Here is a 26,735-nt window from a genome sequence, read left to right as displayed (position 1 = left end):
GGGCGGTCAGTAGGGGGCGGTGCTGCTCACGCCTTCGTCTTGTAGCCGCGGCCCCATTGCAGACCCCATCCGTACAGGCGGTCCAGCTCTGCCTGGAAGCCGTAGACGAACTTCACCTCGCGGCGCACCATCAGGTCGCCCTTGGCGTTCTCGACGGTGAAGACGGCGCACGAGCGCGCCTGCGGGGCGCGCTCGTCCAGTTCGATTTCGATCCGGGGCCCGTTGCTCGGGTAGAGCGTCACCACCGCGTGCGTGCGGTCGAAGGCCGGCGTCTGGTCGTAGATGTAGACGAAGACCAGCAGCCGCTTGATCTCCTCGCGGTGGTCGAGGTTCACGTAGATCGTCTCGCCCGACGGGGAGCCGAAGCGGTCGTCGCCGCTGAGCTTGACGTACGGCGGCTCGTTCAGGCTGCCGAAGAAGCTGCCCAGCGGCTGTACGACGCCCTTCGTACCGTCCACCAGCTCGTAGAGGCAGCCGAGGTCGAGGTCGACGTTGACCACGCCCTGGGTGTGCGCCTGCACGAGTTCCGGCTGGAAGAACTTGAACGGCCGGCGCAGCACGCTGCCACTGCGCCGCGGCTTGTTGCCCCCGATGTCCGAGGTCCGCATCCGCCACGAAAGATTGACGCGCAGATTGCCGGTGGTCGCGCCCTGCTTGGTGAGCGAGACCGACGGGTTCCGCTTGGTCAGTTCGATCGCGTTGCTCGCCGCGCTGCCGGACGCGAACTGCTCGGCCGACCTGTCCCGCCGCAGGCTGTCCCAGATGGCCATCCCGCCCCACCCCCCAGGTGGCTCGTGCTCGTATAAGCCGGGTAACGCCGCGAGGCGGCCCCGAGGCCGACGCCTCGTGACCGCCCCGCTGAGGAGCGTTCCTCAATCCCTACGGGGTCACACCCCGGACGGGACCTCAGTCTTGTCCCCCGAGGCCGGACCGTCTCCCCCTTCGGCTGCCGCGAGCGCCTTGTTACGGCGGATCGAGGACCAGAACGAGGCGGCGATCAGGAAGACACCGACGAGACCGGTGATGAACTCGCTGATCTGGTGCTCGATGGTGATCAGCAGGATGACCGCGAGCGCGCCGATCGCGTAGTGCGCGCCGTGCTCCAGGTAGACGTAGTCGTCCAGGGTCCCCTGGCGGACCAGGTAGACCGTGAGCGAACGTACGTACATCGCGCCGATACCGAGGCCGAGCGCCATCCAGAAGATGTGGTTCGTGATGGCGAAGGCGCCGATGACACCGTCGAACGAGAACGAGGCGTCGAGGACTTCCAGGTAGAGGAAGAGGAAGAAGGCGGCCTTGCCGGCCAGGCCAACGGCGGAGATTTCCTTGCCCTCCGCGAGGGCCTTCTCCTCCTCCTCGTGCTCGCGTTCCTCTTCTTCCTCGATCTTGTTCTCGAAGTGGCTGGAGAGACCGCCGACCACGAGGTACGTGATCAGACCGGCGACGCCGGCGAGCAGTACCGTGGCCGACTTGTCCTGGTATCCCGTGCTGGTGTGCGCGTGCGTCGCGAAGGTCATCGCCGTACCGAGCAGGACGATGAGTGCGATGCAGACCGACAGCATGTCGACCTTGCCGAGCTTGGCCAGCGGACGCTCGAGCCAGCCGAGCCACTTGATGTCCCGGTTCTCGAAAATGAAGTCCAGGAAGATCATGAGCAGGAACATGCCGCCGAAGGCCGCGATCGCCGGGTGGGCGTCCGTGACCAGGGCTTCGTACCGCTCGGGGTTGTCCATCGCGAGCTTAATCGCCTCGATGGGACCGACCTTGGCGCTGATCGCGACGATGGCGACAGGGAAGACCAGCCGCATACCGAAGACAGCGATCAGGATGCCGATCGTGAGGAAGATCTTCTGCCAGAAGGCATTCATCTTCTTCAGGATTCCGGCGTTGACGACCGCGTTGTCGAAGGACAGTGAGATCTCGAGGATCGACAGGATCAGTACGACCCCGAACGCCTCCCACCCCCACTGCCAGGCGGCGAAAGCTAGACCGAGTGCCGTGACGGCAAACGACCAGCCGAAGGTTTTCAGAACCACTGGCTACCCCATCGTGTAAGTACGGGTCTCCCCCGCGCCGTGCGCGGCTTTACGAAACGTTGACCCCGAAGTCTAGGGCGATGCCTCGCAGACCCGACGCATACCCCTGTCCAACGGCTCGGAACTTCCATTCGCCGCCGTATCGGTACACCTCTCCGAAGATCATCGCGGTCTCGCTGGACGCGTCCTCGGAGAGGTCGTAGCGGGCCAGTTCCTGGCCGTCGGCCTGGTTCACCACCCGGATAAAGGCGTTGCTGACCTGGCCGAACGTCTGGCCCCGATTGTCGGCGTCGTGGATCGAGACCGGAAAAACGATCTTGTCGCAGTTCTCCGGCACCAGGGAGAGGTCGATGATCATCGACTCGTCGTCGCCGTCGCCCTCACCGGTCAGGTTGTCGCCGGTGTGCTCGACCGAGCCCTCGGGGCTCTTGAGGTTGTTGTAGAAGACGAAGTACTCGTCGCCGAGCACCCGGCCGTTGTGGCACAGCAGCGCGCTGGCATCGAGGTCGAAGTCGGCTCCGGTGGTGGAGCGCGCGTCCCAGCCGAGCCCGACGAGCACCTGAGTGAGGTTCGGTGCGGCCTTGGAGAGGGAGACATTGCCTCCCTTGGCGAGCGTGACACCCATGATCTTGCTTCCTCCCCGCGGTACGGAAATGAGTGGTGAGGCGCGTCCGGCGCCGCACGTGCGAGTGCGGCGCCGGACGGTGGTGAGGGGGGGGTCTCGCTCAGACGTTGACGCCGAAGTCCTGCGCGATGCCGCGCAGGCCCGAGGCGTAACCCTGGCCGATGGCCCGGAACTTCCATTCCGCCTGGTTGCGGTACAGCTCGCCGAAGACCATCGCGGTCTCGGTCGAGGCGTCCTCGCTCAGGTCGTAGCGCGCCAGCTCCGTGTTGTCGGCCTGGTTCACGACGCGGATGTACGCGTTGCGGACCTGGCCGAAGCTCTGCTGCCTCGCCTCGGCCTCGTAGATCGAGACCGGGAACACGATCTTGGCGACGTCGGCCGGCACACCGGCCAGGTTCACCTTGATGACCTCGTCGTCGCCCTCGCCCTCACCGGTGGTGTTGTCACCGAGGTGTTCGACGGAGCCGTCGGGGCTCTTGAGGTTGTTGAAGAAGACGAAGTTCGAGTCGTTGGTGACCTTGCCCTCCGCGTTGGTCAGCAGCGCGCTGGCGTCGAGGTCGAAGTCACCCCCGGTGGTGGTACGAGCGTCCCAGCCCAGACCGACGATGACCGCGGTCAGGTTGGGGGCGGCCTTGGTCAGCGAGACGTTGCCGCCCTTGCTGAGGCTGACTCCCACGAGTCCTCCCAAGTGTGTCGAGGGGCACGAGGACCCCCGTTAATGCGCCGGCATCGGATCAACGAGTCGATCCTAGTGACCGGTTCCCGTGCGCAGCATGCCCGGTGTCCCGATTTTTCGGGCGTTCGGTCAACTCGCCCGGAAAGCCTCAGAGCGTGCCGAGCGTCTTGAGCGCCTTGAGGTAGTCGTTCAGGTCACGCGCGTCGGGCAGACCGTTCACCACGGTCCACCGCACCACGCCCTCCTTGTCGATGACGAAGGTGCCGCGCACCGCGCAGCCCTTGTCCTCGTCGAAGACGCCGTACGCCCGCGAGGCCGCTCCGTGCGGCCAGAAGTCCGACAGGAGCGGGTACTCGAAGCCCTCCTGTTCGGCGTACACGCGCAGGGTGTGGATGGAGTCGGTGGACACGGCGAGCAGCTGTACGTCGTCGTTGACAAACTGCGGCAGTTCGTCGCTCAGCGCGCGCAGCTCGCCCGTACAGACACCGGTGAAGGCGAAGGGGTAGAAGAGCAGGACCACATTCCGGGCGTCACCGGGGGCCCGGAAGTCGGACAGTTTGACCGTCCGGCCGTGGTTGTCCTTCAGCTCGAAGTCCGGGGCCAGGGTGCCGACCTCGATCGCCATGGGAAGCGTCATCCCCTCGTTGGGCCATTTGTGTCCGGACAGCCTACGCACAGGGCCCCCACCGACAGATGTCGGCGGGGGCCCTGTTTCGCCTTGGGCGCAGCCTGCTCATGAGGAGTCTGCTCGGACGCGGCGGTGGCTCAGCGCTTGCCTGCCTTCGGGGTCACCAGCCGGCCTGCGCTCCAGTCCTTGCCCGCGCTGAAGGTCTTCGTCTGGGAAAAACCTGCCGTCTGGGCGGCCTCGCTGATGTCGCTGGGCTCGACGTAGCCGTCGCGGCCGGTCTTCGGAGTCAGCAGCAGTACGACGCCGCCTTCCTCAAGCAGACCAATGGCGTCCACCAGCGCGTCCGTAAGGTCGCCGTCCTCGTCACGGAACCAGAGAAGAACGACGTCAGCGACGTCGTCATAGTCCTCGTCGACGATTTCCTGGCCGGTGATCGCCTCAATGCCCTCACGGAGTTCCTGCTCGACGTCTTCGTCGTAGCCGATCTCCTGGACCACCTGTCCGGGCACGAACCCCAGGCGTACTGCCGGGTTGGTTCGCTCCTCCGCGTGGTCCGCGGTCGCGCTCACGGATTGCCTCCTGATCATGTTTTGGGGAATACCTTCAGTCCACGCGCGTGCGTGGGCGTTGGCCGTAGTCCACACGTGCGGGACCGATCGCGCAAGTACCCGGCCGTGGAGACAGCCGAAACGGTGACGGATGGGGCCGGTTCACCGCAACTCCAGACCCGGCCGGAGAAGGCCCCGGTGATCCATCCCACACCATTGCGACACGTTTGTAAGCCTACGCGGCTTCGATAGGCCAATCGGACCCGAACAGCCTTACGGAACACATAAACGCGTTGGGCGTAAGGTTGCGATTTGGCCGGACCCATCCTCGCCCCCCCTGGTTACCCCTCGGTAGAGGTGACGTTTGCCATCCAGGGGTACACGATGGAGGCGGCGCGACACCCCTCAAGTCCCTCAGTCAAGACCCAACGAGCGAAGGAACAGCGTGGCTTCCGGATCCGATCGTAATCCGATCATCATTGGCGGCCTTCCGAGCCAGGTCCCGGACTTCGATCCTGAAGAGACCCAGGAATGGCTCGACTCCCTCGACGCCGCCGTCGACGAGCGGGGCCGTGAGCGCGCCCGCTACCTGATGCTCCGCCTCATCGAGCGCGCGCGTGAGAAGCGTGTCGCCGTCCCCGAGATGCGCAGTACGGACTACGTCAACACGATCGCGACCAAGGACGAGCCGTTCTTCCCCGGCAACGAGGAGATCGAGCGCAAGGTCCTGAACGCGACCCGCTGGAACGCGGCCGTGATGGTATCCCGTGCGCAGCGCCCGGGTATCGGCGTGGGCGGTCACATCGCCACGTTCGCCTCCTCCGCCTCCCTCTACGACGTGGGCTTCAACCACTTCTTCCGGGGCAAGGACGAGGGCGACGGCGGCGACCAGATCTTCTTCCAGGGCCACGCGTCCCCCGGAATCTACGCCCGCGCGTACCTGCTGGACCGGCTGAGCGAGCAGCAGCTCGACGCCTTCCGCCAGGAGAAGTCGAAGGCTCCGTACGGCCTGTCGTCGTACCCGCACCCGCGGCTGATGCCGGACTTCTGGGAGTTCCCGACCGTCTCGATGGGTCTCGGCCCCCTCGGTGCGATCTACCAGGCGCGGATGAACCGCTACATGGAGGCGCGCGGCATCGCCGACACCTCCAAGTCGCATGTCTGGGCGTACCTCGGCGACGGCGAGATGGACGAGCCCGAGTCGCTCGGCCAGCTGTCGATCGCCGCCCGCGAGAACCTCGACAACCTGACCTTCGTCGTCAACTGCAACCTCCAGCGCCTCGACGGCCCGGTACGCGGCAACGGCAAGATCATCCAGGAGTTGGAGTCGCAGTTCCGGGGCGCCGGCTGGAACGTCATCAAGCTGGTCTGGGACCGGAGCTGGGACCCGCTGCTCGCGCAGGACCGCGACGGCGTGCTGGTCAACAAGCTCAACACGACCCCGGACGGCCAGTTCCAGACGTACGCCACGGAGACGGGCGCGTACATCCGCCAGCACTTCTTCGGTGACGACCACCGGCTGCGCGCCATGGTCGAGAACATGACCGACGACCAGATCCTGCACCTCGGGCGTGGCGGTCACGACCACAAGAAGGTGTACGCGGCGTACGCGGCGGCCAAGGCGCACAAGGGCCAGCCGACCGTGATCCTCGCCCAGACCGTCAAGGGCTGGACGCTTGGGCCGAACTTCGAGGGCCGCAACGCGACCCACCAGATGAAGAAGCTGACGGTCGAGGACCTGAAGCGCTTCCGCGACCGGCTGCACATCCCGATCACGGACAAGCAGCTGGACGAGGGCTACCCGCCGTACTACCACCCGGGCCGCAAGTCCGAGGAGATCCAGTACATGCACGACCGGCGCAATGCGCTGGGCGGGTACGTACCGACCCGTGTCGTACGGGCGAAGCCGCTGCCGCTGCCGGCCGAGAAGACGTACGCGGCTGCGAAGAAGGGGTCCGGTCAGCAGTCGATCGCCACGACGATGGCGTTCGTGCGAGTACTGAAGGACCTCATGCGGGACAAGGAGATCGGCAAGCGTTTCGTGCTGATCGCGCCCGACGAGTACCGCACGTTCGGTATGGACGCGTTCTTCCCGAGTGCGAAGATCTACAACCCCCTGGGTCAGCAGTACGAGGCGGTCGACCGCGATCTGCTGCTCGCGTACAAGGAGTCGCCGACGGGGCAGATGCTGCACGACGGCATCTCCGAGGCGGGCTGCACGGCGTCGCTGATCGCGGCCGGTTCGGCGTACGCGACGCACGGCGAGCCGCTGATCCCGGTCTACGTCTTCTACTCGATGTTCGGTTTCCAGCGCACCGGTGACCAGTTCTGGCAGATGGCCGACCAGCTCGCGCGCGGATTCGTCCTGGGCGCGACCGCCGGTCGTACGACTCTGACCGGTGAGGGCCTCCAGCACGCGGACGGCCACTCGCAGCTGCTCGCCTCGACGAACCCGGGCTGTGTCAGCTATGACCCGGCGTTCGGGTACGAGATCGCGCACATCGTCGAGGACGGTCTGAAGCGGATGTACGGCGGGACCGCCGACGAGAACGAGGACATCTTCTACTACCTGACCGTCTACAACGAGCCGATCCAGCACCCGGCGGAGCCCGAGAACGTGGACGCCGAGGGCATCCTCAAGGGCATCTACCGCTTCAAGGAGGGCGAGAAGGGCGCGATTCCGGCCCAGATCATGGCCTCCGGTGTGGCGGTGCCGTGGGCGGTCGAGGCGCAGCGGATGCTCGCCGAGGAATGGAACGTCAAGGCGGATGTCTGGTCCGCGACCTCCTGGAACGAGCTGCGGCGTGAGGCCGTCTCGGTGGAGGAGTACAACCTGCTCCACCCGGAGGAGGAGCAGCGCGTGCCGTACGTGACGCAGAAGCTCTCCGGGGCTTCGGGTCCGTTCGTGGCCGTTTCCGACTGGATGCGTTCGGTTCCGGACCAGATTTCGCGCTGGGTTCCGGGTACGTACTCCTCGCTGGGTGCGGACGGCTTCGGCTTCGCCGACACGCGTGGTGCGGCCCGCCGGTACTTCCACATCGACGCGCAGTCGATCGTGCTGGCTGTGCTGACGGAGCTGGCCCGGGAGGGCAAGATCGACCGCTCGTCGCTGAAGCAGGCGGTCGACCGCTACCAGCTGCTGGACGTGACGGCGGCGGACCCCGGTGCGGCCGGGGGCGACGCGTAACCGACCTGTCGGTCGCGAAGGGCGGCGGGACCCGCAGGACCTCCTCGGGGCTCGCCGCCCTTCGGCGTCCCTTGCGATTCGGGCATGATTCGGGCATGAAGACGCAGACCGCGCAGGTCCAGTGGGAACAGCGCACACAGGGGCTCCTGCTGGGACTGGCGGTGGCTTTCGCCGTCGCGTACGCGGTGCCGATCGTCGCGCCCGACGCGACCGGTGTGGTGCGGCGGATCTGTCTGGTGACGGAGTGGGTGGTGTGGGGCGCGTTCGCCCTGGACTACGTCGTACGACTGTCGCTGTCCCCCAGCAAGCGGCTCTTCATCCGCAGCCATCCGCTGGACCTGCTCGCGGTGCTGCTGCCGCTGCTGCGGCCGCTTCAGCTGCTCCGGCTCGTCTCCACGCTGCTGCTGGTCGGCCGACGCGCCAGGATGGCTCCCCAGATCCAGCTCACGACGTACGTCGGGGGCGCGGTGATCGGGCTGCTGATGTTCGGCTCACTGGCGGTACTGGAGGTCGAGCGGGGGGCGCCCGGGGGGAACATCAAGACGCTGGGTGACGCGGTGTGGTGGTCGTTCACGACGATGACGACGGTCGGGTACGGCGACCACTCGCCCACCACTGGTCTTGGCCGGGTGCTGGCGGTGGGGCTGATGCTTTCGGGGATCGCGCTGCTGGGTGTGGTGACGGCGAACATCGCTGCCTGGTTCATCTCCCGCTTCGAGCGGGACGACGTGGAGGAGCGCCGCCAGACGGCCGCGATCGCGCTGCTCACGGAGGAAGTGCGGGCCCTGCGGGCGCAGGTCGCGGAGCTGGCGTCGGGGGCGGCGGTCCCGGCCCCCGGTACGCCTGAGGGGCCGCCCGTGGGGACGGCCCCTGCGCCACAAGCATCCTGCGCAGCGCGTCAGATCGACATGCCGTAGACGGCCGCGCCGCCTATCAGCGCGATGATCGCGAGGACGGTGATGATCAGACCGAGTACGAATCCGATCACGGCCGGCACATTGCCGGTGTTGAAGCGCTTGCCCATGGCGATCCAGCCGGTGATCAGCGCGATCGGACCGAGGACAATGCCGAGGGTGAAGAAGCCGACAATGCCGCAGACGAGTGAGACCCAGCTGAGGGCGCTGGTGTTGGACGGGCTGTGTGCGCGGCTGTTGCTCACCATGGTCACTCCCTGAGTCGTGCCCTGGAATTCGTGTGATCCGGGCTTGACCACCGCTTGCCCCGCTTTCCCGCGCGCATCCCCCTCAGTTCTCCCACACTTTGAACGCCCGCACCCGGTAGGGGGTTTGAGGCACCCACGTCCCGCCGCCCGGATACGTCTCGAACTCACCCGTCTCCGCGCACTCCGCGGACTGGTACGTCGTGACGGGCCGGCCGGTACGGTTGGCCACGGACTGGGCGTCGGTGCCGGGTGGGAGCGCGACGCAGCTCTCGATGTCCGTGCCGGACAGTTCGTGGGTCTGGCGGCCGCCCCTGAAGTCCGGCTTGGCCCAGAGACAGAACTCCCCGGTCGCGCAGGCCCCCAGGCGCGGCGGCCCCGCGTGAGCGGGCTGCGGCAGCAGTGCGGTGACGGCCAGGGCTCCGGCCGCGAGAACGGTCGTACGCATCATCGGAATCAACCCCCGTTTGCAGTGGATCACTTGGCCTCAGCCTGAGCTGCGGGAACGTGGCTGCGGAAGGGGCCGGGAGGTGTTCCACCCGGATAGGCGACAGCCCCGCCGGAACCGGCCGGCGGGGCTGTCGTACGTACTGGGTTGACGTCAGATGTGGGCGCCGCCCGCACCCGCGTCAGCGTTCTCGCCGCGCTTCGTCAAGGTGGCGACCAGCGCCGCCACGACCGCGACGACGCCCGCGACGGTGAAGGCCAGGTGCATGCCCGACACGAAAGTGTCATGGATGACGGCACCGATCTTGTCGATCACGGGCGGCTCCAGGCCCGCCCTGGCCAGCTCCTTCGCCGGCACGGAGGCGAACTCGGCCGCCTCCTCCAGCTTGGGGTCGGCCGGAATCGGGATCCCCGCTTCCTTCCAGTTGCCCGCGAAGTCCGCGCTGACCTTCGAGGACATGATCGCGCCGAGGACGGCGGTGCCGAGCGCGCCGCCGACCTGCATGGCGGCCTGCTGGAGACCGCCGGCGACCCCGGAGAGCTCCATGGGGGCGTTGCCGACGATGACCTCGGTGGCGCCGACCATGACCGGCGCGAGGCCGAGGCCGAGGAGGCCGAACCACAGCGACATCATGAACGTGCTGGTGTCGGCCGTGAGTGTCGTCATGCCGAACATGGCGGTCGCGGTGGCGACCATGCCGCCGACCAGCGGGACCCGCGGGCCGAACTTGGTGATGAGCACGCCCGCCAGCGGCGAGGAGACGATCATCATGCCGGTCAGCGGCAGCAGGTGCAGACCGCTCTCGACCGGGCTCATGCCGTGCACTCCCTGAAGGAAGAACGTCACGAAGAACAGCCCGCCCATGAAGGCGATCGCCATGAGGACCATGAGGACGACACCCGCGGAGAGCGGAATGGACCGGAACATGGCGAGCGGAATGAGCGGTTCCTTGACCTTCGTCTCCCAGACTGCGAAGACCACGAAGAGGACGACGGAAGCGCCCAGCCAGGCCCAGGTGCTGGGGCTGTCCCAGCCCCACTCGCCGGCCTTGATGATGCCCCAGACCATGGCGAACATGGCGCCGGAGAGCAGCACGATGCCGGGGATGTCGAAGGACCGGGGGGCATTCGCCGCGCGGTGGTCCTTGAGGATCACCAGGCCGAAGACCAGCGCGACGATCCCGACGGGCACGTTGATGAAGAAGACCGACTGCCAGTTGACGTGCTCGACGAGCAGACCGCCGACGATCGGGCCGCCGGCGGTGGAAGCGCCGATGACCATGCCCCAGATGCCGATGGCCATGTTCAGCTTCTCGGCCGGGAAGGTGGCGCGGAGCAGGCCGAGCGCGGCCGGCATGAGGAGCGCGCCGAACAGGCCCTGGAGTACGCGGAAGGCGATGACCAGGGAGATCTCGCTGGAGAGGCCGATGGCCCCGGAGGCGAGAGCGAAGCCCGCGATGCCTATGAGGAACGTCTGGCGGTGGCCGAAGCGGTCGCCGAGCTTGCCCGCGGTGATCAGGGCGACGGCGAGGGCGAGGAGGTAGCCGTTGGTGATCCACTGGACGTCGGCGAGCGAGGCGCCGAGGTCCTTTTGGATAGCGGGGTTGGCGATCGCGACGATCGTGCCGTCGAGCGCGACCATCATCACGCCGATGGCAACTCCGAAGAGCGTCAGCCAGGGGTGGCCACGGAGTCCCTTGGCGGGCGCGGGCGCCGGATCCTGCGGCGGCGGCGCCTTGTCGATGGTGGTCTGACTAGTCATACCCACGAGGCTAATGTCAGTCGCTGACAGTTGACAAACGAATTCACAAGCACGTAACTGTCACGAAGCTCACAGGTATCCTGAGCTGGACAAAAAGGCGAAAGAGGCTACCTCTCACATGACCGGGCAGCAGGCGGCGACCGAGGCGACGACGGGACTGCGCGAGCGCAAAAAGCAGCGCACCCGCGACGCCCTGGTGCGGGTCGCGCTCGAGCTCTTCACCACCCAGGGATACGAGCAGACGACCGTCGACGAGATCGCCGACGCCGTCGAGGTCTCCCAGCGCACCTTCTTCCGCTACTTCGCCAGCAAGGAGGAAGTCGCCTTCGCCGTACAGGACATGGTGGAGTCGCACTTCCTGGCGGAGCTGGCCGTACGCCCGCCCGAGGAGCGCCCGTTCGCCGCCATGCGCAGCGCGGTGCTGTGCGCGTGGAACACCATCGGCGAGGCGATCGAAGCCGTCATCCCGGTCGAACTGCACATGCGCACCTACCTGATGATCGAGTCGACGCCCGCCCTGCTCGCCGCCCACCTGCGCCGCTCCACCGAGTTGGAGGAGAGGACCGCCCGGATCATCGCGGACCGCGAAGGGCTCGACCTGGACGCCGACCCGCGGCCGCGCATCGCCGTCGCCGCGTTCACCGGCGTGATGCGCGTAACGGGGAGGCTGTGGGGGCAGGGCGACGACACCAGCCTGGAGTCGATCAGGGCGCTGACCGAGCTCTACCTGGACCACCTCGAACCGGCGCTCGCGGCGGACTGGCGCGCTCCGGCGCGTACGCCGGGCTTGCGGGCGCCAAGGGCGTAGGAAGCGCAGGGGGCGTACGCGAGCGTGACGGAGGCTCAGAAACCCTTACTTTAAACGTGATGTGCGTCACGGATTTCGCGGTGAGCCTCACGTTTCTCCTAGGGTGGCAAGCAGTGACTTCCTTCGACACCTCCCCCACCCTCAACGCATGGCGCGCGCTGCTGGCTCTCGCCGTGGTGTTCGTCCTGCTGGCCACCACGGGCTGGACCGCGATACGCGACCACGAGGGCGGCTCCGACGTCCGTGCGGCGTCCTTGGCCGCCTGGGCGACGGGCGGCATCGACGGCCGTCAGCTGCCGGAGGCAGGATCCACGCCCGACCGGCTCGCCCGGTTCTTCGCCGGCCTCACCGCCTCCCAGCGCAGCCGGCTCGTCGACCGCTACCCGCTGGTCGTCGGCAACCTCAACGGCGTCCCGCTCACGCTGCGCTACCGGGCGAACCACCTGGCCCTCGCCCAGGCGCGGGCGGTGGAGCTGGAGCGTACGCACGACGAACGGCTGACGGCCTCCGGCCGCGCCTGGGCGGACCGCAGAATGCGGCGCTTCGAGTCGCTGATGGGCGACGGGCGGCAGATCCTCGCCTTCGACCCCACGGGCTCCGGGCGGGTCGCCGAGGTCTTCGGCGACCTCGGGCGCGCCGAGCGGGTCTCGGTCGTCGTCCCCGGTGTCGACACCGATGTGGTGAATTTCGAGCGGACGCGCCGCCAGTACAGCGCGCCGGTCGGCATGGCGAAGTCGCTGTACGCCGCCGAGCGCGCGGCGTCGCCCCGTACCCGTACCGCCGTCATCGCGTGGGCCGACTACACCTCGCCGTCGGGCGTCGGCATGGACGCGGCGATCGGCAAGCTCGCCAGGGCCGGCTCGCAGCGCCTGGACTCCCTCGTCCGGGGCCTGCCCGGCGACTCCGCGGTGTCGCTCTTCTGCCACAGCTACGGCTCGGTGGTGTGCGGCGTCGCCGCCCGCGCGCTGCCGGCCCGGGTCGCCGACATCGCGGTCGCCGGCAGCCCCGGCATGCGGGTCGAGAGCGCGAAGGAACTCGGTACCGGGGCGCGCGTGTGGGCCACCCGGGACGGCGACGACTGGATCCAGGACGTGCCGAACCTGGAGGTCGGCGGGCTCGGCCACGGCGCGGACCCGGTGACACCGGAATTCGGGGCGCGGGTCTTCTCGGCGAAGGGTGCGGTCGGGCACGCGGGCTATTTCGAGCCGGGGACAGAAAGTCTCAGCAACTTCGCCGGCATAGGCGTCGGCTCGTACGACTCGGTGAGCTGCGCGGGCGACGGCGAGGCGTGCCGAAGTGGAATTTCCGGCGCGGAAGCGAACTGACGCGCGTAGAAGCCCGTGGCGACCGGAGCCCGGCCGCAACATAGCCGGAAACACCGCGCCCGGCACCGATGGGGTCCAGGCGGCTCCTAGGGGCGACGCCCGGGTGCACGCCGCATACGATGAGCCGCATGGGTGATGTGCTGGCCGGAATTCATGCCACCTGGGAGTTCGAAAGCGACTCCGTGCTCATCCGCTTCGAACGGGGGATCCGCACGCCGAAGCTGTTCCAGGCGATCGGCGAGCGACGCATCCCGCTCGAGGCGCTGGCGTCGGTGACCCTGACGCCGGGGAAGCGCGGCACAGTCGTTCTGCACGCGATCCCAAGACCGGGTGCCGATCCGCTGATGGAGGCCGCGGCGGGACAGCTGCGGGACGGCTCCGATCCGTACCGGCTCGTGCTGCCGGCCGAGCGCGAGGTGCTCGCCGAGTACTACGCCGATGAGCTGCGCGTGCTGCTTCTTCCCGAGGCGAAGGTGCCCGCCGAGAAGTTTCTGGTGGCCGCGCCGTCGGCGCCGCTGCAGTTCAAGGCGTACGACGGCAAGGCGTCCTTCGACGGGGCGCGGGTGTCGTTTCGCTGGTTCTGGACGGGGGCGTCGTCCGCGAAGTGGAAGGCGGGCGATCAGAGCTTCCCCGTGCAGGAGCTGAACGGCGTCGAGTGGCGGTCCCCCGACGTTTTCGACGGGTATCTGCGGCTGCTGCGGCGCGAGGGCGGGGCCGGTGGCGGCCTCACCCCGTACTCCGGGCCGCCGCAGCCGGCCCAGGCCGATCAGGATCCGGCAGCTGTCGTCTTCGGCCTCGGGTACGGGCCGGTGCACGAGTCGCTGCCGTTCGCGGCGGCGGTGCTGGGGGCGGTACGCAGTGGCAGTGCGTCGCCCGGCGGCGTGGTGGCCGTGGAGGCGGCGCCGGTGCCGGTGGCCGTGCCAGTGGCGGGGCGGCGCGACCCGGCGGACATCGCGGAGCGGATACGGCACCTCGGGGATCTGCGAGAGGCGGGTCTCGTCACGGACGAGGAATTCGCCGCGAAGAAGGCGGAGCTGCTGGCGGAGTTGTAAGGGGGCGGGGCGCGAGTGCTGGCGCCGGCGCTCCCCTGCGGTCCGCAAACGCCGGACGGGCTGGATTTGGTGTCATACCCCGGTATGAGGTCGGTGTCCCGACCTCGGTATGACGCCCGTACCGCGGGCTGCTGCCTACGCTGGCCCGGACATGACCGAAACTTCCGCTCCCCCGGCCCCCGCTCCGGTCCAGCCGCCCCCCACCGACGGACTCATCAGCGCCGGGCGGCGCAATCTGCGTGCCCTCGGCCATGCCGTCACGCACCCCTCGCACGCGCCGACGCCCCTGTTCGCCGACGCCCCGAAGCGGTGGCAGAGGGCGCTGCCGTACGCCGCTGTGGTGGTTCTGGTCGCCACGTTCCTCCCCGTCACGATCTCCGTCCTCACCACCAACTACGGCGTGGCAGGCGGGCTCGCCGGGGCCGTTGCCGCCGCGCAGACCGTTCCGCTGCTGATGATCGCTCACCGGCCGCTCCAGGCCTGGTGGATCATCCTGCCCGCGGATGCTGTCGGCGCGCTGTTCCTCCTCAACGGGCTGGGCCGGGACGACATTTGGCCCTGGACCACGCCCGCCATCGTCGCGTATCTGTTCTTGATGCTCGCGCTGGCACTGCGCGAGACGCGTCAGACCCTGATCGGCGTCTGGATCGTCACCGGCGCGACGGGCCTCGTTCTCGGCCGGCTCTTCACCGGGCAGAGCAACGGTACGAATGTCCTGCTGATCGTGCTCAGCGCCGTGGTCCTGGTCATCGGCGGCGCGCTGCGCGAGCGCGGCGAAGCGCAGCGGCGGCTCGTCGAGCAGGAGACCATCAGCGAGGCGGAGCGGTCCCGGCGCACGCTGCTCGAGGAACGCACCCGTATCGCCCGCGAGCTGCACGACGTCGTCGCCCACCACATGTCCGTGATCACCGTCCAGGCGGACTCCGCGCCGTACCGCGTCGGCGGCCTCTCCCCCGAGGCACGGGAGGAGTTCACCTCCATCGCCGCGAGCGCGCGCGAGTCGCTGACCGAGATGCGGCGGCTCCTGTCCGTGCTGCGCAGCGAGAACGCGACGGGCGAGCGGGCCCCGCAGCCGGGCCTCGACCGGCTCCAGCAGCTCGTCGAAGCGACGGTACGGGCGGGGGTGCCGGCCGAACTGTCCCTCACCGCGGGCCTCGCCCTACCCGGACAACTGCCGCAGACCGTCGACCTGTCGGCGTACCGCATCGTGCAGGAAGCCCTGGCGAACGTCGTGCGGCACGCACCGGGTGCCCACACGCGCGTCTCGGTCTCCTCCGACGGCACGGACCTGACCGTCCTCGTCGTCAATGGGCCTCCCTCCGGGCCGAGTTCGACCGTCGAGGCGAGCGGGGCCGGCGGACACGGCCTCGTCGGTATGCGTGAGCGCGTACGGTTGACCGGCGGCACGCTCGACACCGGCCCGATGCCCGACGGCGGCTTCCGGGTCGCCGCCCGGCTTCCCCTCGGCGCGAAGGACCCCACCTCCCCATGACCATCCGCGTGATCATCGTCGACGACCAGGCCATGGTGCGGGCGGGGTTCGCCGCGCTGCTGTCGGCGCAGAGCGACATCGACGTGGTGGGCGAGGCGCCGGACGGGCGGCAGGGGATCGAGGTCAGCCGGGTCACGCATCCCGACGTCGTGCTCATGGACGTACGGATGCCCGAGATGGACGGGCTCGCGGCGGCGCGCGAGCTGCTGGATCCGCCGGTCGGGGTCGTCCACCGGCCGAAGGTCCTGATGCTCACGACCTTCGACGTGGACGACTATGTGTACGAGGCGCTGCGCGCCGGCGCGTCCGGGTTCCTGCTCAAGGACGCACCGCCGGCGGACCTGATCTCGGCGGTGCGGGTGGTGGCCGCCGGGGAGGCGCTGCTGGCGCCGTCCGTGACGCGGCGGCTGATCGCGGACTTCGCGCGGCAGCGGCCCGCGCCCCGGAAGGACCCGTCGCTGCGGCTCAACGGGCTTACGCCGCGCGAGACGGAGGTTCTGGAGCTCATCGCCCGTGGGCTGTCGAACCAGGAGATCGCGGCTCGGCTGGTCCTGGCCGAGCAGACGGTGAAGACACACATCGGCCGCGTCCTGGCCAAACTCGACCTGCGCGACCGCGCGCAGGCGGTGATCTTCGCCTACGAGTCCGGGCTGGTCTCCCCGGGCGCGTGAAGACCCCCCGTACCCCGGTAGCACACCCGACTTGGCTCCCCGGTGTGACGCCCCCGTAGGCGTCGTCTTCCTACCTTCCTCTCCATCAGCCGCCGGGACCGGCAGAGGAATACGAGGAAGAGGGATTCATGCGCCGCTACAAGAGGACCCTGGTCGCGGTCGCTCTCGCGACAACCGTTGTTTCGGGCACCGCCGGCTGGGCCTCCGGCAACGCGCAGGATCCCGTCACCGGCCCACCCCCCGGCACCGCCGCCTGGCAGCGCGAGGGGCTGCCCGACCCTGCCGCGACCACGCCCGCCCAAGTCGCCCACTTCTTCGCGGCGCTCAGCCACGACCGGCGGCAGGACCTCGTCCGCCGCCACCCCACCGTTGTCGGCAACCTCGACGGCGCCCCCGTCGAGCTGCGGTACGCCGCCAATTCCCGTACCGCCAAGGCCAACGGCTACGGCCGCCTCGCGGAGCCCGGCCGCCAGATCCTCGCCCTGGACCCGCGTGGGCGTGGTCAAGTCGCCGAGGTGTACGGGGATTTAGAAGAAGCGGAGCACGTGGCGGTCGTCGTGCCCGGTTCGGACATTGACGCCGGCACCTTCGACCGTACGAACGACGCCTACGGCACTCCGGCCGGCATGGCCAAGTCCCTGCGCGACGCGACGAAGGGCCACCGCACCGCGGTGATCGCCTGGGCCGGTTACACCACCCCCGTCGGCGTGGGCCTGGACGCCGCCACCGGCGAACTCGCCGAGGCGGGGGCCGACCGCCTCGCCCGCCTGACGGACGGGCTCGACGCCACCGGCGCCCCGGACCCTGCCCTCTTCTGCCACAGCTACGGCTCCGTGGTCTGCGGCCTGGCCGCCCCGCGCCTGGACGCCGCCGACGTCGTCGCGCTCGGCTCCCCCGGGATGCGGGCGGACAGCGTCGCGGACCTGCGCACCGACGCGCGCGTGTGGGCCGCCAAGGACCCGGCCGACTGGATCGACAACATCCCGAATGTGGAGTTCGCCGGGCTCGGCCACGGCGCCGACCCCACGGACCCGGCCTTCGGGGCCCGCCGCGTACCGGCTGGTGACGCGGACGGCCACACCGGTTACTTCGCGCCGGGCACGGAGTCGCTCCGTACCTTTGCCTCGATCACGGTCGGGAAGTCGTGATGAGCGCTCTGGCGGCGAAGATCGACGCGCGGACCCCCGCCCACCGCGACCGCGCCATCGACGGTCTGCGCGCGCTCGCCCTCCTCGCCGTCCCCACCGGCCACTGGATGCTCGGCGGTTTCACGCTGGACGGCGGCGGGGCCCTGCACAATGCCAGTCCGCTCACCTCGTTCGGCTTCTTCGCGCCGGTGAGCTGGGTGCTCCAGATGCTGGGCATCTTCTTCCTGGTCGGCGGCTACGCGTCGGTCCTGTCGTACCGCCGCCACCAGGGTCCGGCCGGGACGTGGCTGCGCGGCCGGCTCGTGCGGCTCGTGCGGCTCGGCCGGCCGGTGCTCGGCGTGACCGCCGTGTGGGCGGTGCTGCTTGTGGTGCTGTACGCCGTGGGGGTGCCGGGGGCGACGCTGCGGACCGGGTCGACGCTGGTGATCCAGCCGCTGTGGTTCGTGGGGGTGTACATGGTGGTGACCGCCCTGACCCCGTACTGCGTCCGCGCCGCCCGGAAGATGGGCGCGTGGGCCGCCGCGCCTCTCGTCGGCTCGGTGGCTGTGGTCGACTTTCTGCGGTACGGGCCGTACGCCGAGGCCATGCCGTCCTGGCTGGGCGTGCTGAACCTGCTGCCGGGCTGGCTCTTCGCGTACCAACTCGGCGTCTGCTGGGGCGAGAAGCGTGTGGGCGGGCGCGGTGGGGCGGTGCTGCTGACCGGCGGCGCCGTGCTGTTCGCGGCGCTGCTGGTGGTCTTCCACTACCCCGCGTCTATGGTCGGCGTGCCGGGAGAGGCCCGCACCAACTCCCACCCGCCTTCGCTGCTGGTTCTCGCTCTCGCCGCGGCGCAGAGCGGGGCGGCGATCCTGCTGCGGGAGCGGATCGGGAGGCTGCTGCGCAGGCCGGCGCTGTGGGCGGCGGTCGTCGTGATCAACCTGTCGGCGATGACGATCCTGTGCTGGCACCAGACGGCGATGCTCGCGGCGGCCGTCCCCGGTTCGTTCCTGGGTACGGTTCCGGGGCTGACGGCGGCGCCGGATTCGCTGGGGTGGGTTGTGGTGCGGGTGGCGTGGCTGCCGGTGTTCGCGGGGCTGCTGATTCTCATCGGGCGTCACGCGCGGGGGTTCGAGACGCCGTGGGAGAAGACGACGAGGGGGCGTCGGGCGGTGGCGGGGGTGCTGGCGGCGGGGTTCACGGTGTTCGCGCTGGGCCTGACGTGACCCCGCCGACCGCTGCGCGGCGCAGCCGGCGTGCCCCCGTACCCCTCGTGCCCCCTACTCGCGCCCCGCCGACGTAAACGTCATGTCCGCGTACCGGCCGCCAGCGACCTGGCTTGCGATCGGCTCCAGCAGCTCCATCTCGGTGTCGGTCAGCAGGAGCCGGGTCGCCGCCGCGTTCTCCTCGACGCGGGTGGGCTTGCGGGTTCCGGGGATCGGTACGACGGCCAGGCCGTGCACCTGCGCCTGCTGCTGCACCCAGGCGAGCGCGACCTGCCCGAGCGTGGCGTTGCGGCCCTCGGCCAGCTTGCGTACCGGGTCGAGCAGCGAGGCGTTCGCAGCCGCGTTGTCGCCGTTGAAGCGCGGCTGGTTGCGACGGAAGTCGTCCTCGGTCAGGTCCTTTTCGGCGCTCGTGAAGGAGCCGGTGAGGAAGCCTCGGCCCAGCGGGGAGTACGGGACCAGGGCGACGCCGAGTTCGCGGGCCGCCGGTACTACGCCCGCCTCGATGTCGCGGCTGAACAGTGACCATTCCGACTGCACGGCCGCGATCGGGTGCACAGCCTGCGCGGCCCGCAGTTCACCCCCGGTCACCTCGCTCAGCCCGAGGTGCTTGACCTTGCCCTCGCGCACGAACTCGGCCATCACGCCGACCGTCTCCTCGATGGGGACGTTCACATCACGCCGGTGCATGTAGTAAAGGTCGATCTCGTCGACGCCCAAACGCTGGAGGCTGCCCTCGATGCACTGGCGGATGTACGCGGGGTCATTGTTGATGATCCGCTTCGCCGGGTCGCGGGGGTCCACGGCCAGCGCGAACTTCGTCGCGATGACGACCTCGTCCCGGTGCGCCTTGAAGAACGGGGCCAGGAACTTCTCGTTCTCGCCGGCGGCATACGCGTCCGCCGTGTCGTACAGGGTGATGCCCAGTTCCAGCGCCCGCTCCAGCGTCGCCCGCGCCTCGTCGGCGTCCGTGGGCCCGTACGCGAAGCTCATGCCCATGCAGCCGAGGCCCTGTACGCCGACCTCCGGACCGTCGGTCCCGAGCCGCACTTTTTCGATCTTGTTCATTTCGCCGCTCATGCTCATGTGGGTTTCAGACCCTCTCCGACGCCCGCCGGGCGTCCGCGTAAAAGTCGATCTTGTGGTCCAGCACGGCGAGCGTGTCCTGGAGCTCGGCGATGCGCGCGCACACGTCCCGGCGCGTCGACTCCAGCAGCTCCTGCCGCTCCTCGAAGGTGTGCTCGCCCTCCCGCAGCAGTTCGGCGTACCTCACCATGTCCGCGACCGGCATCCCGGTCAGCCGCAGCTTGCCGACGAAGGCCAGCCAGTCCAGGTCGCTGTTGCGAAAGCGCCGCTGGCCGGTGTGCGAGCGGTCGACGTGCGGCATCAGCCCGATCCGCTCGTACCAGCGCAGGGTGTACGCCGTGAGCCCGGTGTGCGCCGCGACCTCGCTGATCGTGTAGTGGTCCCGGCCTTCCGGGCGCGGGTGCGGCCGGGGTCGGGCGGCGCAGGAATCGGTGCGTGCGGGTGGGGTTTCCGTCACGGTCATGGGCTCCACGCTAGGACCTTGGAGTGCACTCCAAGCAACCGTAAACGGGAAGATATTTCGCGACCGGACTGGCTAGCCTCCGGCGTCATGAGCCCCGCACGCCGCGCCCACGCCTCCGACGCCGCGGAACTGATCCGCCTGCGTCAAGTGATGATCGACTCCGTCTTCACCACCGATACGTCCACCGACTGGCACGCCGAGTCCATCCCGGTCCTGCGCAAGAAGCTCGCCGAGCAGGGCGACGGCTTCGCCGCGTTCGTCGTCGACCACCCCGACCGGCCCGGCGCGCTGGCCGCGCTCGTCGTCGGCTCGGTCGAGTACCGCATCGGGCGCTCCGGCAATCCGCACGGCGCGATCGGTTACGTGTTCAGCGTCGCCACCGACCCGGATCAGCGCCGCCGCGGTCACGCCCGCGCGTGCATGGAGGCGCTGCTCGACTGGTTCCGCGGGCGGGGCGTGGTGAGCGTCGACCTCACCGCGTCCGCCGAGGCGGAGCCGCTCTACGCCTCGATGGGCTTCATACGCAAGCCCGACCCCTGGATGCGGCTGAACCTCTAGAGCCTTTACGCTCGTACGCATGCAGAGCCTGGCGTCGCTGATCGAGAACTGGCCGGTACCCACCCCGGCTGCCGCCGTCGTACGGGCGGACGGCACCGTCGCGTTCGCCCACGGCCCGGCCGGGCATCGCTTCCCACTGGCGTCGGTCACCAAGCCGCTCGCCGCGTATGCCGCGCTCGTCGCGTACGAGGAGGGGGCCGTCGAACTCGACGAGCCGGCCGGTCCCGCCGGGTCCACGGTCCGCCACCTCCTCGCCCACACCAGCGGTCTCGCCTTCGACGAGCACCGCGTGATGGCGCCGCCCGGCGAGCGCAGGCTCTACTCGAACGCGGGCTTCGAGGTCCTCGGCGACCACATCGCGAAGGCGACGGACATTCTCTTCGCCGACTATCTGCGCCAGGCGGTGCTCGAACCGCTGGGCATGGCGGCCACCTCGCTGGACGGCTCGCCCGCCAAGGACGGCGTCTCGACCGTCGACGACCTGGCGCGATTCGCCGCCGAGCTCCAGGCGCCGCGCCTGCTGGACCCGCGCACGGTCGCCGAGGCCACCGCCGTCGTCCATCCGGGGCTGAAGGGCGTACTGCCCGGATACGGCCACCAGAACCCGAACGACTGGGGCCTCGGATTCGAGATCCGCGACTCCAAGTCCCCTCACTGGACGGGCAGTTCGTCCTCACCGCGCGCCTTCGGGCACTTCGGCCAGTCCGGTACGTTCCTGTGGGTGGACCCGGACGCGGGCCTGGCGTGCGTGGCCCTGACGGACCGGGCGTTCGGCCCGTGGGCGGCCGAGGTGTGGCCGCCGTTCACGGACGCGGTACTCGCGGAGTTCGCCGCCGGACACTGAGCGGGCCGCCTACCGCGCGTCGGCCACCTTGGCCACGCACTCGAACCACACCGTCTTGCCGCCCCCGCCGGGGTGCGGCTCCACACCCCACCTGTCGGTGACCGCATCGACCAGAAGCAGCCCCCGCCCGCCCTCGGCGAGTTCGTCCCGGGCGGCCGGCGCGGGTAGGTGGGGACAGTCGTCGGCGACCTCCACGCGCACGCCACCCGGCTGGAGCAGGATGCAGGTGCGGCAGCGGCGGCTGGGGACATGCCGTACGACATTCGCGATCAGCTCGGTCAGCGCAAGCTCGGCCGCGTCGGCCACATCGAGCAGGTCCCAGCCGGTGAGGTACACACGCAGAATGCGGCGCAGATGCCTCGCCGAGTGCTCGCCCATGGCGATTTCGGCACGGTATCCCGCCCCAACGTCCGGCGCCTGCGGATCGGTTGTGTGATTCATGCCACCAGCCTGCGACGGTACGGTTACGCTCGGCTACGTAAAGAACCGAACGCCGCGAGGCGTTGCAGGCCGGAGGTGCCCGCCGTGGCCAACGTCCACTCACTCGACCCCAGCGCTTCCCCGTTGGACTACTACGGCTGGGAGCTTCGCCGCCAGAGAGAGGCCCACGGCCTCAAGCAGGGCCAGCTCGGCGACATCATCTTCTGCACGGGCTCCCTGGTCGGCCAGATCGAGACCACGAAGAAAGTACCCACCCGCGATTTCTCGGAGCGCGTGGACGCGGCACTGGGCACGGACGGGATCTTCTCGCGGCTGGTCGGTTTGGTCCTGCGCAGCCAACTGCCGACCTGGTTCCAGCCGTATGCGGAGATGGAGTCACGCGCCGCGTACATCTCGACGTACCAGGCGCAGTTGGTGTACGGACTGTTGCAGACGGAGGAGTACGCGCGGGCGGTGCTGGCCACCGGTATGCCGGGCGACCTCCAAGGCCTGGTCGCCGCACGGATGGAGCGCCAACGCATCTTGGATCGGGAACGCCCGCCGCTCGCCTGGGCGATCCTGGACGAGGCTGTGCTGCACAGGCCGATCGGCGGCCGCGAGGTCATGCGGAGGCAACTGGCACGCCTGTTGGAGTTCGTCGGACATCGGTGGATGCGCATCCAGGTGCTGCCCTTCGCGGCTGGTGAACACACCAGCCTGGATGGCTCTTTCACCACCATGCGCTTCGAAGACGACCCGGACATCATCTACACAGAGGACCTCATCTCCGGCCATATGACCGCCAACCCCGAGACCGTCAGGGAAGCCGCGCTCCGTTACGCTCACTTGCAGGCCGCCGCCCTCTCCGTTGAGGATTCGGCGGCACTGATCACCCGCGTGATGGAGGAGCGTTATGGAGACCCGTCCCGACCTGAAGAACGCGCGGTGGCGTAAGTCCAGCTACAGCGGAAGCACCGGCGGCGAATGCGTCGAGTGCACGGTGACTGGCGGCGCGGCCTGGCGTAAGTCGTCGTACAGCGGAAACACCGGTGGCGACTGCGTCGAGGTTGCCGACGGCTGCCCCGTCGGCGCCGTCCCGGTCCGCGACAGCAAGAATCCGACCGGCCCCGTCCTGGTCGTAGGAGCGGACGCCTGGCGAGCCTTCGTGGACGGACTCCGCTAGCCCACAGGCCGGCTCGATACGGCCGGGCCGTTCATCGCCGCGTCCGGCGCAGCCGCCGGGCCGAGCCGGCGAGCAGGGCTTCGACTTCCGCGAGGCGCAGGGGCTTTGCCAGTACGGCGAACACCGCGAGGATCGCGGCCGAGCCCGCCGCCGCCCCGGCGACGGCTCCCGCGCCGGCCGCCCATCCGGCCGTGAGGTGGCCGAGGGTCGCGGCGGGTACGGCGGCGGTCAGCAGCCGGGCCTGCGCGGCGGCGGCGGACGAGCGCCAGAGGCCCGTGGCCGGGGCGGCCGGGGTCCGCAGGCGGCGGTGCAGGGTGTACGCCGTGAGCGCCCAGCCCGCGCAGAGCGCCAGCGAGTACGCCCCCGCCATGCCCGTCACCGCCCAGCGCGCCGGCAGCAGCAGATACGCGGCCGTGGACAGGCCCGCGTTGAGTCCGGCGATAAGCAGGTTGAGGAGGAAGGGCGTGCGGGTGTCGCGCAGCGCGTAGAAGGCGCGGGAGAGGACGTACTGGCCCGAGAAGGCGACCAGGCCCGGCGCGAAGGCCATCAGGATGCCCGCCATCGCGGCGATGTCGTCGGCGCCGGTTTTGCCGTACTGGAAGACGACCGCCATCAGTGGCTGGGCCAGGGCGAGGAGCGCGCAGGCCGCCGGGACGACGGCGGCGGCGCTGGTGCGCAGCGCGTACGAGACGTCGCGGCGTACGGCCGCCTTGTCCCCGTCGGCCGCCGACCCGCTCATGCGCGGCATCAGCGCGGTGACCAGCGACACGGTCACGATCCCGTGCGGCACGGCCCACAGGAGGTAGGCGTTGTTGTACGCGCTGAAGCCGACGCCGCCGTCGATGCCCTGGGCCGCCGCGCGCTGACCCGCCGCCGTGGCCAGCCGGGTCACGACCCAGTACGCGGCCTGGTTGGTGAGGACCAGCAGGACGAGCCAGCCGGCCGCGCGCATCGGCCTGGTCAGTCCGCTGCCCCGCCAGTCGAACCGGGGCCGCCACCGGAAACGGGCCGCGCGCAGGGCGGGGACGAGCGCGAGCGCCTGGACGGCGATGCCGGCCGTGGTGCCCCACCCGAGGAGGGCGGTCTGCGCCGGGGTGAGCGCTCCGTGGGTGCTCGTCGCGAGGTAGAGCGCGAACACCGCTATGACGACGGCGTTGTTGAGGACGGGCGTCCACATCATCGCGCCGAACCGGCCGCGCGCGTTGAGGATCTGGCCGAGCAGCGTGAACAGCCCGAGGAAGAAGATCTGCGGCAGGCAGTAGCGGGCGAAGGCGACCGTCATGGTGGCCTGCGCGTCCGTGTAGTCGGTGTACGCCGCGACGATGGCGGGCGCCGCGAGCACCGCCCCGGCGGTGATCAGCAGCAGCGCCACGACGCAGACGGTGAGCAGCCGGTCGGTGTAGGCGGCCCCGCCGTCCTCGTGCTCCTTGGCTGCCTTGACCAGCTCGGGTACGAAGACGGCGTTGAGGGCGCCGCCGAGGAGCAGCATGTAGACAATGGTGGGAACGGAGTTGCCGACCGCGTAGCCGTCGGCGGTCAGGCCGATACCGAGGGCCGCCGCGACGATCGCGGACCGTACGAACCCGGTGGCGCGCGAGACCACCGAGCCCGCGGCCATGAGGGCGCCGCTGCGCAGCACGGACGACGACTTGGGCGCGGTGGGCGTGGTCGTGGCGCTAATCGGCGGGCCAGGTACGCCTGGGAGGCGCGGTTCAGCGTGCGTGTCGTTGGTGGTCCCGGTCATTGGTGATCCCCCCGAGCTTCCAGCGCGGCAACCCGTACCCGCGGTCGTCTGGATCAAGACGTGGAGGGTACCGTTCCTAGACCCGTACTTCGCAGGTCACCCGATCGTGAAGATCAACTGGTCACGACCGATCGCCGCTCAGTCCGGTCCGCAACGGCGATCGCAATGCCGGTCCGATCCGGTCGGGTTCGGACGCCGAAGAGCCGCTGCGGCGAACCTTTTCAGCGACCCGCGAAGTCCGGGCCTAGAGACTGAGCGGGAGTGAGTCCTGTTGCCAGAACGCATGCTCAGCCGAACGCCCCGAACGGTTTTGGGCGTTCTGGTCTCCCGCGTTCGCTCCGCGTCCGGGCGGCACGGATCGTGTCCGTGGTCCGGGAATGCGGGGGCGGGTTTCCTCACGCCCGAGGGTGCCCGATGGGGCCTGGACGGTCCGATGCCCACGACGATCACTCTGGTCGTTGTGGGGCGGTGCCGTCCGTCGCCGGACCGGGTGTCCTTGGGCGCGCCTTCCGATCGCCACGGCGGCAGCGTCGTGGCGAGTGGTCTTACGTGCCTTGCTGGTGAGGGGCTTCTGCCAGTGCTGCGCGCCCCACTTGCTGGTGTAGGCCGGGTCGACGGCGATGATGGCGATAGCTGTTTGGTCGGCCATGGAGGTGAGGCGGGCGCGGAGCTTTCCGGTGGGCATGCCGGAGATCAGCTGCCGGAAGCGGCGCTTGCGTCCGTGCTTCTCGCGGGTCTTCTCCGCCTGGAAGTCTAAGTCCTCCACCGCGATCGCGGCCACCTGGCAGGATTTCGCCCAGTTCAGCAGCCGGGACAGGGCGTGACGTACCTGCGCGTCACGGTGCTGGGCGTTGCCGGACAGGTCGTAGAAGAAGCGGCGGGGCCGGCCGATGGGGTTGCCATGGACATCGAGGCGCCAGGCGGCGAGATGGTCGGCGTTGGTATCGACACCGATCACCCCGTGCGCGAGCGCCGCCTCCAGCGGGAGCGTGGGGGCGGGCGGGATCTGCCAGGACGCTGTCAGGTACCAGCGGCCGCGCTGGGTGTCGTGGTGGATGCGGTAGGCGACCGCCCGGTTCGCCTCAACACGATCAGCCCACTCGGTACCCCGGTGCGCGAACCGCACCTTCGCGGCGAGCACGTACCGGCCGTGCGGGGCATTCGCCAGCCCGGCCAGCGGCGCCGGGAGCTTGATCGACACCTGGCCGTCGGGGCTGACGCGGATGGTCTCGTTGCCGTACCGCTTCCCCGACTCACCATCAGCCGACAGGAACCAGCGCGCCGCCTCCCAACGCTCCCGCCACTGCGCCTCGGTGAGCTGGGCATCGGCGAGATGGTGGCGGGTGTGCAGCAGACGTTTGCCACCCCGCACCACCCGCACCCGGCCCGCACGCCAGTCCGAGACGGCGGCAGTATGCCGGGCCTCCAAGGCGGCCAGGCGCCGGGACTTCGCATGCCACTCCCGCCGCGACCGGTAACCTCCCGGCGCCTTCTTCGAGCCGCGCTCACCCACCGGCAGTGACAGGCGGTGCCGAAGCATCCCGATCCCCGCCTCAAGACCCCGGATGTGCGCGGCCTGGCAGCGCCGGGCCAACGCCCACTGATCATGCGAAGCCTTCGTCACCGCCCCCGCCCACCGAGACGACGACACCCCCGTCAGCGCTCGCTTGCGCC

At 69.5% G+C, this 26,735-nt stretch carries 27 protein-coding genes; 13 read left to right on the top strand and 14 right to left on the bottom strand.

Translation table 11 applies throughout. The features are described from left to right. Positions 1-26: 26 nt before the first annotated feature. The 6 genes from J7E96_RS10325 to J7E96_RS10300 all read right to left on the bottom strand — a co-directional run bounded on the left by J7E96_RS10325 (position 27) and on the right by J7E96_RS10300 (position 4,534). Complete coding sequence (locus J7E96_RS10325; protein WP_215129781.1) at positions 27-770, bottom strand: Tellurium resistance; 744 nt, start codon at positions 768-770, stop codon at positions 27-29. Positions 771-887: 117 nt separating this feature from the next. Further along, a complete protein-coding gene (locus J7E96_RS10320) occupies positions 888-2,036 on the bottom strand; it encodes a DUF475 domain-containing protein (RefSeq protein ID WP_215129779.1) in 1,149 nt (382 codons plus the stop codon). Positions 2,037-2,085: 49 nt separating this feature from the next. Then, positions 2,086-2,661, bottom strand: a complete 576-nt coding sequence (locus J7E96_RS10315) for a TerD family protein (protein ID WP_215129777.1) — start codon at positions 2,659-2,661, stop codon at positions 2,086-2,088. Between the two features lie 100 nt (positions 2,662-2,761). Further along, entirely contained in the window at positions 2,762-3,337 is a 576-nt protein-coding gene (locus J7E96_RS10310) for a TerD family protein (RefSeq protein WP_215129775.1), read from the bottom strand. 148 nt (positions 3,338-3,485) lie between these two features. Beyond that, positions 3,486-3,962, bottom strand: a complete 477-nt coding sequence (locus J7E96_RS10305; protein WP_215129773.1) for a peroxiredoxin — start codon at positions 3,960-3,962, stop codon at positions 3,486-3,488. Between the two features lie 140 nt (positions 3,963-4,102). Next, positions 4,103-4,534, bottom strand: coding sequence for a DUF3052 domain-containing protein (locus J7E96_RS10300; protein WP_215129771.1), 432 nt, complete (start codon positions 4,532-4,534; stop codon positions 4,103-4,105). 424 nt (positions 4,535-4,958) lie between these two features. On the opposite strand from J7E96_RS10300, the gene aceE reads away from it, so the two are divergent. Beyond that, positions 4,959-7,700 carry a pyruvate dehydrogenase (acetyl-transferring), homodimeric type gene (gene aceE / locus J7E96_RS10295; RefSeq protein WP_215129769.1) on the top strand — a complete coding sequence of 914 codons (2,742 nt, stop codon included), beginning with the start codon at positions 4,959-4,961 and terminating at the stop codon, positions 7,698-7,700. A gap of 95 nt (positions 7,701-7,795) precedes the next feature. Continuing rightward, positions 7,796-8,617: a potassium channel family protein gene (locus J7E96_RS10290; protein WP_215129767.1), complete on the top strand. Its 822-nt coding sequence runs from the start codon at positions 7,796-7,798 to the stop codon at positions 8,615-8,617. Here J7E96_RS10290 and J7E96_RS10285 read toward each other — a convergent pair. The 3 genes from J7E96_RS10285 to J7E96_RS10275 form a co-directional block, all read right to left on the bottom strand. Next, entirely contained in the window at positions 8,599-8,862 is a 264-nt protein-coding gene (locus J7E96_RS10285; RefSeq protein WP_215129765.1) for a DUF4190 domain-containing protein, read from the bottom strand. The two genes, J7E96_RS10290 and J7E96_RS10285, sit on opposite strands and share 19 nt — an antisense overlap. 82 nt (positions 8,863-8,944) lie before the next feature. Further along, positions 8,945-9,307: a peptidase inhibitor family I36 protein gene (locus J7E96_RS10280; protein ID WP_215129827.1), complete on the bottom strand. Its 363-nt coding sequence runs from the start codon at positions 9,305-9,307 to the stop codon at positions 8,945-8,947. Positions 9,308-9,460: 153 nt separating this feature from the next. Next, positions 9,461-11,068 carry an MFS transporter gene (locus J7E96_RS10275; protein ID WP_215129763.1) on the bottom strand — a complete coding sequence of 536 codons (1,608 nt, stop codon included), beginning with the start codon at positions 11,066-11,068 and terminating at the stop codon, positions 9,461-9,463. A gap of 118 nt (positions 11,069-11,186) precedes the next feature. Between J7E96_RS10275 and J7E96_RS10270 the strand changes: the two genes are divergently transcribed. The 7 genes from J7E96_RS10270 (at position 11,187) to J7E96_RS10240 (ending at position 18,766) form a co-directional block, all read left to right on the top strand. Further along, on the top strand, positions 11,187-11,876 hold the full coding sequence (locus tag J7E96_RS10270; protein WP_215129761.1) for a TetR family transcriptional regulator: 690 nt from the start codon (positions 11,187-11,189) through the stop codon (positions 11,874-11,876). Between the two features lie 113 nt (positions 11,877-11,989). Beyond that, on the top strand, positions 11,990-13,201 hold the full coding sequence (locus tag J7E96_RS10265) for an alpha/beta hydrolase (protein ID WP_215129759.1): 1,212 nt from the start codon (positions 11,990-11,992) through the stop codon (positions 13,199-13,201). A 128-nt stretch (positions 13,202-13,329) separates the two neighbouring features. Continuing rightward, complete coding sequence (locus J7E96_RS10260; protein ID WP_215129757.1) at positions 13,330-14,253, top strand: DUF4429 domain-containing protein; 924 nt, start codon at positions 13,330-13,332, stop codon at positions 14,251-14,253. A gap of 151 nt (positions 14,254-14,404) precedes the next feature. Continuing rightward, positions 14,405-15,745 (top strand): sensor histidine kinase, encoded by a 1,341-nt coding sequence (locus J7E96_RS10255; protein WP_215129755.1) that lies wholly within the window; start codon positions 14,405-14,407, stop codon positions 15,743-15,745. Then, a complete protein-coding gene (locus tag J7E96_RS10250; RefSeq protein WP_215129753.1) occupies positions 15,742-16,416 on the top strand; it encodes a response regulator transcription factor in 675 nt (224 codons plus the stop codon). The genes J7E96_RS10255 and J7E96_RS10250 overlap by 4 nt, the downstream gene beginning before the upstream one ends. A 128-nt stretch (positions 16,417-16,544) precedes the next feature. Continuing rightward, positions 16,545-17,564 carry an alpha/beta hydrolase gene (locus J7E96_RS10245; protein WP_215129751.1) on the top strand — a complete coding sequence of 340 codons (1,020 nt, stop codon included), beginning with the start codon at positions 16,545-16,547 and terminating at the stop codon, positions 17,562-17,564. Then, a complete protein-coding gene (locus J7E96_RS10240) occupies positions 17,564-18,766 on the top strand; it encodes an acyltransferase (RefSeq protein ID WP_215129749.1) in 1,203 nt (400 codons plus the stop codon). The genes J7E96_RS10245 and J7E96_RS10240 overlap by 1 nt, the downstream gene beginning before the upstream one ends. 54 nt (positions 18,767-18,820) lie before the next feature. Here J7E96_RS10240 and J7E96_RS10235 read toward each other — a convergent pair whose 3' ends face one another. Then, positions 18,821-19,843, bottom strand: a complete 1,023-nt coding sequence (locus J7E96_RS10235; RefSeq protein WP_215129747.1) for an aldo/keto reductase — start codon at positions 19,841-19,843, stop codon at positions 18,821-18,823. A 13-nt stretch (positions 19,844-19,856) separates the two neighbouring features. Then, positions 19,857-20,312 carry a MerR family transcriptional regulator gene (locus J7E96_RS10230; RefSeq protein WP_215129745.1) on the bottom strand — a complete coding sequence of 152 codons (456 nt, stop codon included), beginning with the start codon at positions 20,310-20,312 and terminating at the stop codon, positions 19,857-19,859. Positions 20,313-20,399: 87 nt separating this feature from the next. Here J7E96_RS10230 and J7E96_RS10225 point away from each other — a divergent pair, with 87 nt between their 5' ends. Beyond that, positions 20,400-20,870 (top strand): GNAT family N-acetyltransferase, encoded by a 471-nt coding sequence (locus J7E96_RS10225; protein ID WP_215129743.1) that lies wholly within the window; start codon positions 20,400-20,402, stop codon positions 20,868-20,870. A 19-nt stretch (positions 20,871-20,889) separates the two neighbouring features. Beyond that, positions 20,890-21,714: a serine hydrolase gene (locus tag J7E96_RS10220; protein ID WP_215129741.1), complete on the top strand. Its 825-nt coding sequence runs from the start codon at positions 20,890-20,892 to the stop codon at positions 21,712-21,714. Positions 21,715-21,723: 9 nt separating this feature from the next. On the opposite strand, the gene J7E96_RS10215 is transcribed toward J7E96_RS10220, so the two are convergent. Then, positions 21,724-22,155, bottom strand: a complete 432-nt coding sequence (locus J7E96_RS10215) for an ATP-binding protein (protein ID WP_251069686.1) — start codon at positions 22,153-22,155, stop codon at positions 21,724-21,726. A gap of 84 nt (positions 22,156-22,239) precedes the next feature. On the opposite strand from J7E96_RS10215, the gene J7E96_RS10210 reads away from it, so the two are divergent. After that, on the top strand, positions 22,240-23,088 hold the full coding sequence (locus tag J7E96_RS10210; protein WP_215129739.1) for a helix-turn-helix transcriptional regulator: 849 nt from the start codon (positions 22,240-22,242) through the stop codon (positions 23,086-23,088). After that, entirely contained in the window at positions 23,048-23,317 is a 270-nt protein-coding gene (locus tag J7E96_RS10205) for a DUF397 domain-containing protein (protein ID WP_215129737.1), read from the top strand. The genes J7E96_RS10210 and J7E96_RS10205 overlap by 41 nt, the downstream gene beginning before the upstream one ends. A 31-nt stretch (positions 23,318-23,348) precedes the next feature. Here the strand turns inward: J7E96_RS10205 and murJ are convergent, their stop codons facing one another. Beyond that, positions 23,349-25,061, bottom strand: a complete 1,713-nt coding sequence (murJ, locus tag J7E96_RS10200; protein WP_215129735.1) for a murein biosynthesis integral membrane protein MurJ — start codon at positions 25,059-25,061, stop codon at positions 23,349-23,351. 244 nt (positions 25,062-25,305) lie between these two features. After that, the coding region (locus J7E96_RS10195; RefSeq protein ID WP_215129732.1) for a transposase at positions 25,306-26,735 on the bottom strand (1,430 nt) is incomplete at its 5' end.

The organism is Streptomyces sp. ISL-96 (genome assembly GCF_018614035.1).
Taxonomy (GTDB): Bacteria; Actinomycetota; Actinomycetes; order Streptomycetales; family Streptomycetaceae; genus Streptomyces.
The sequence above is the reverse complement of the archived record's forward strand: the minus strand, read 5'-3'. Positions and strand labels throughout refer to the sequence as shown.

What these genes read in the sequence shown, in the direction of transcription:
- J7E96_RS10215 (WP_251069686.1), bottom strand. Translation starts at nt 22,155, where the DNA reads ATGAATCACACAACCGATCCGCAGGCGCCGGACGTTGGGGCGGGATAC.
- J7E96_RS10230 (WP_215129745.1), bottom strand. Translation starts at nt 20,312, where the DNA reads ATGACCGTGACGGAAACCCCACCCGCACGCACCGATTCCTGCGCCGCC.
- J7E96_RS10270 (WP_215129761.1), top strand. Translation starts at nt 11,187, where the DNA reads ATGACCGGGCAGCAGGCGGCGACCGAGGCGACGACGGGACTGCGCGAG.
- murJ (WP_215129735.1), bottom strand. Translation starts at nt 25,061, where the DNA reads ATGACCGGGACCACCAACGACACGCACGCTGAACCGCGCCTCCCAGGC.
- J7E96_RS10220 (WP_215129741.1), top strand. Translation starts at nt 20,890, where the DNA reads ATGCAGAGCCTGGCGTCGCTGATCGAGAACTGGCCGGTACCCACCCCG.
- J7E96_RS10235 (WP_215129747.1), bottom strand. Translation starts at nt 19,843, where the DNA reads ATGAGCGGCGAAATGAACAAGATCGAAAAAGTGCGGCTCGGGACCGAC.
- J7E96_RS10315 (WP_215129777.1), bottom strand. Translation starts at nt 2,661, where the DNA reads ATGGGTGTCACGCTCGCCAAGGGAGGCAATGTCTCCCTCTCCAAGGCC.
- J7E96_RS10290 (WP_215129767.1), top strand. Translation starts at nt 7,796, where the DNA reads ATGAAGACGCAGACCGCGCAGGTCCAGTGGGAACAGCGCACACAGGGG.
- J7E96_RS10275 (WP_215129763.1), bottom strand. Translation starts at nt 11,068, where the DNA reads ATGACTAGTCAGACCACCATCGACAAGGCGCCGCCGCCGCAGGATCCG.
- J7E96_RS10305 (WP_215129773.1), bottom strand. Translation starts at nt 3,962, where the DNA reads ATGGCGATCGAGGTCGGCACCCTGGCCCCGGACTTCGAGCTGAAGGAC.
- J7E96_RS10285 (WP_215129765.1), bottom strand. Translation starts at nt 8,862, where the DNA reads ATGGTGAGCAACAGCCGCGCACACAGCCCGTCCAACACCAGCGCCCTC.
- J7E96_RS10225 (WP_215129743.1), top strand. Translation starts at nt 20,400, where the DNA reads ATGAGCCCCGCACGCCGCGCCCACGCCTCCGACGCCGCGGAACTGATC.
- J7E96_RS10280 (WP_215129827.1), bottom strand. Translation starts at nt 9,307, where the DNA reads ATGCGTACGACCGTTCTCGCGGCCGGAGCCCTGGCCGTCACCGCACTG.
- J7E96_RS10245 (WP_215129751.1), top strand. Translation starts at nt 16,545, where the DNA reads ATGCGCCGCTACAAGAGGACCCTGGTCGCGGTCGCTCTCGCGACAACC.
- J7E96_RS10205 (WP_215129737.1), top strand. Translation starts at nt 23,048, where the DNA reads ATGGAGACCCGTCCCGACCTGAAGAACGCGCGGTGGCGTAAGTCCAGC.
- J7E96_RS10240 (WP_215129749.1), top strand. Translation starts at nt 17,564, where the DNA reads ATGAGCGCTCTGGCGGCGAAGATCGACGCGCGGACCCCCGCCCACCGC.
- J7E96_RS10255 (WP_215129755.1), top strand. Translation starts at nt 14,405, where the DNA reads ATGACCGAAACTTCCGCTCCCCCGGCCCCCGCTCCGGTCCAGCCGCCC.
- J7E96_RS10260 (WP_215129757.1), top strand. Translation starts at nt 13,330, where the DNA reads ATGGGTGATGTGCTGGCCGGAATTCATGCCACCTGGGAGTTCGAAAGC.
- J7E96_RS10250 (WP_215129753.1), top strand. Translation starts at nt 15,742, where the DNA reads ATGACCATCCGCGTGATCATCGTCGACGACCAGGCCATGGTGCGGGCG.
- J7E96_RS10325 (WP_215129781.1), bottom strand. Translation starts at nt 770, where the DNA reads ATGGCCATCTGGGACAGCCTGCGGCGGGACAGGTCGGCCGAGCAGTTC.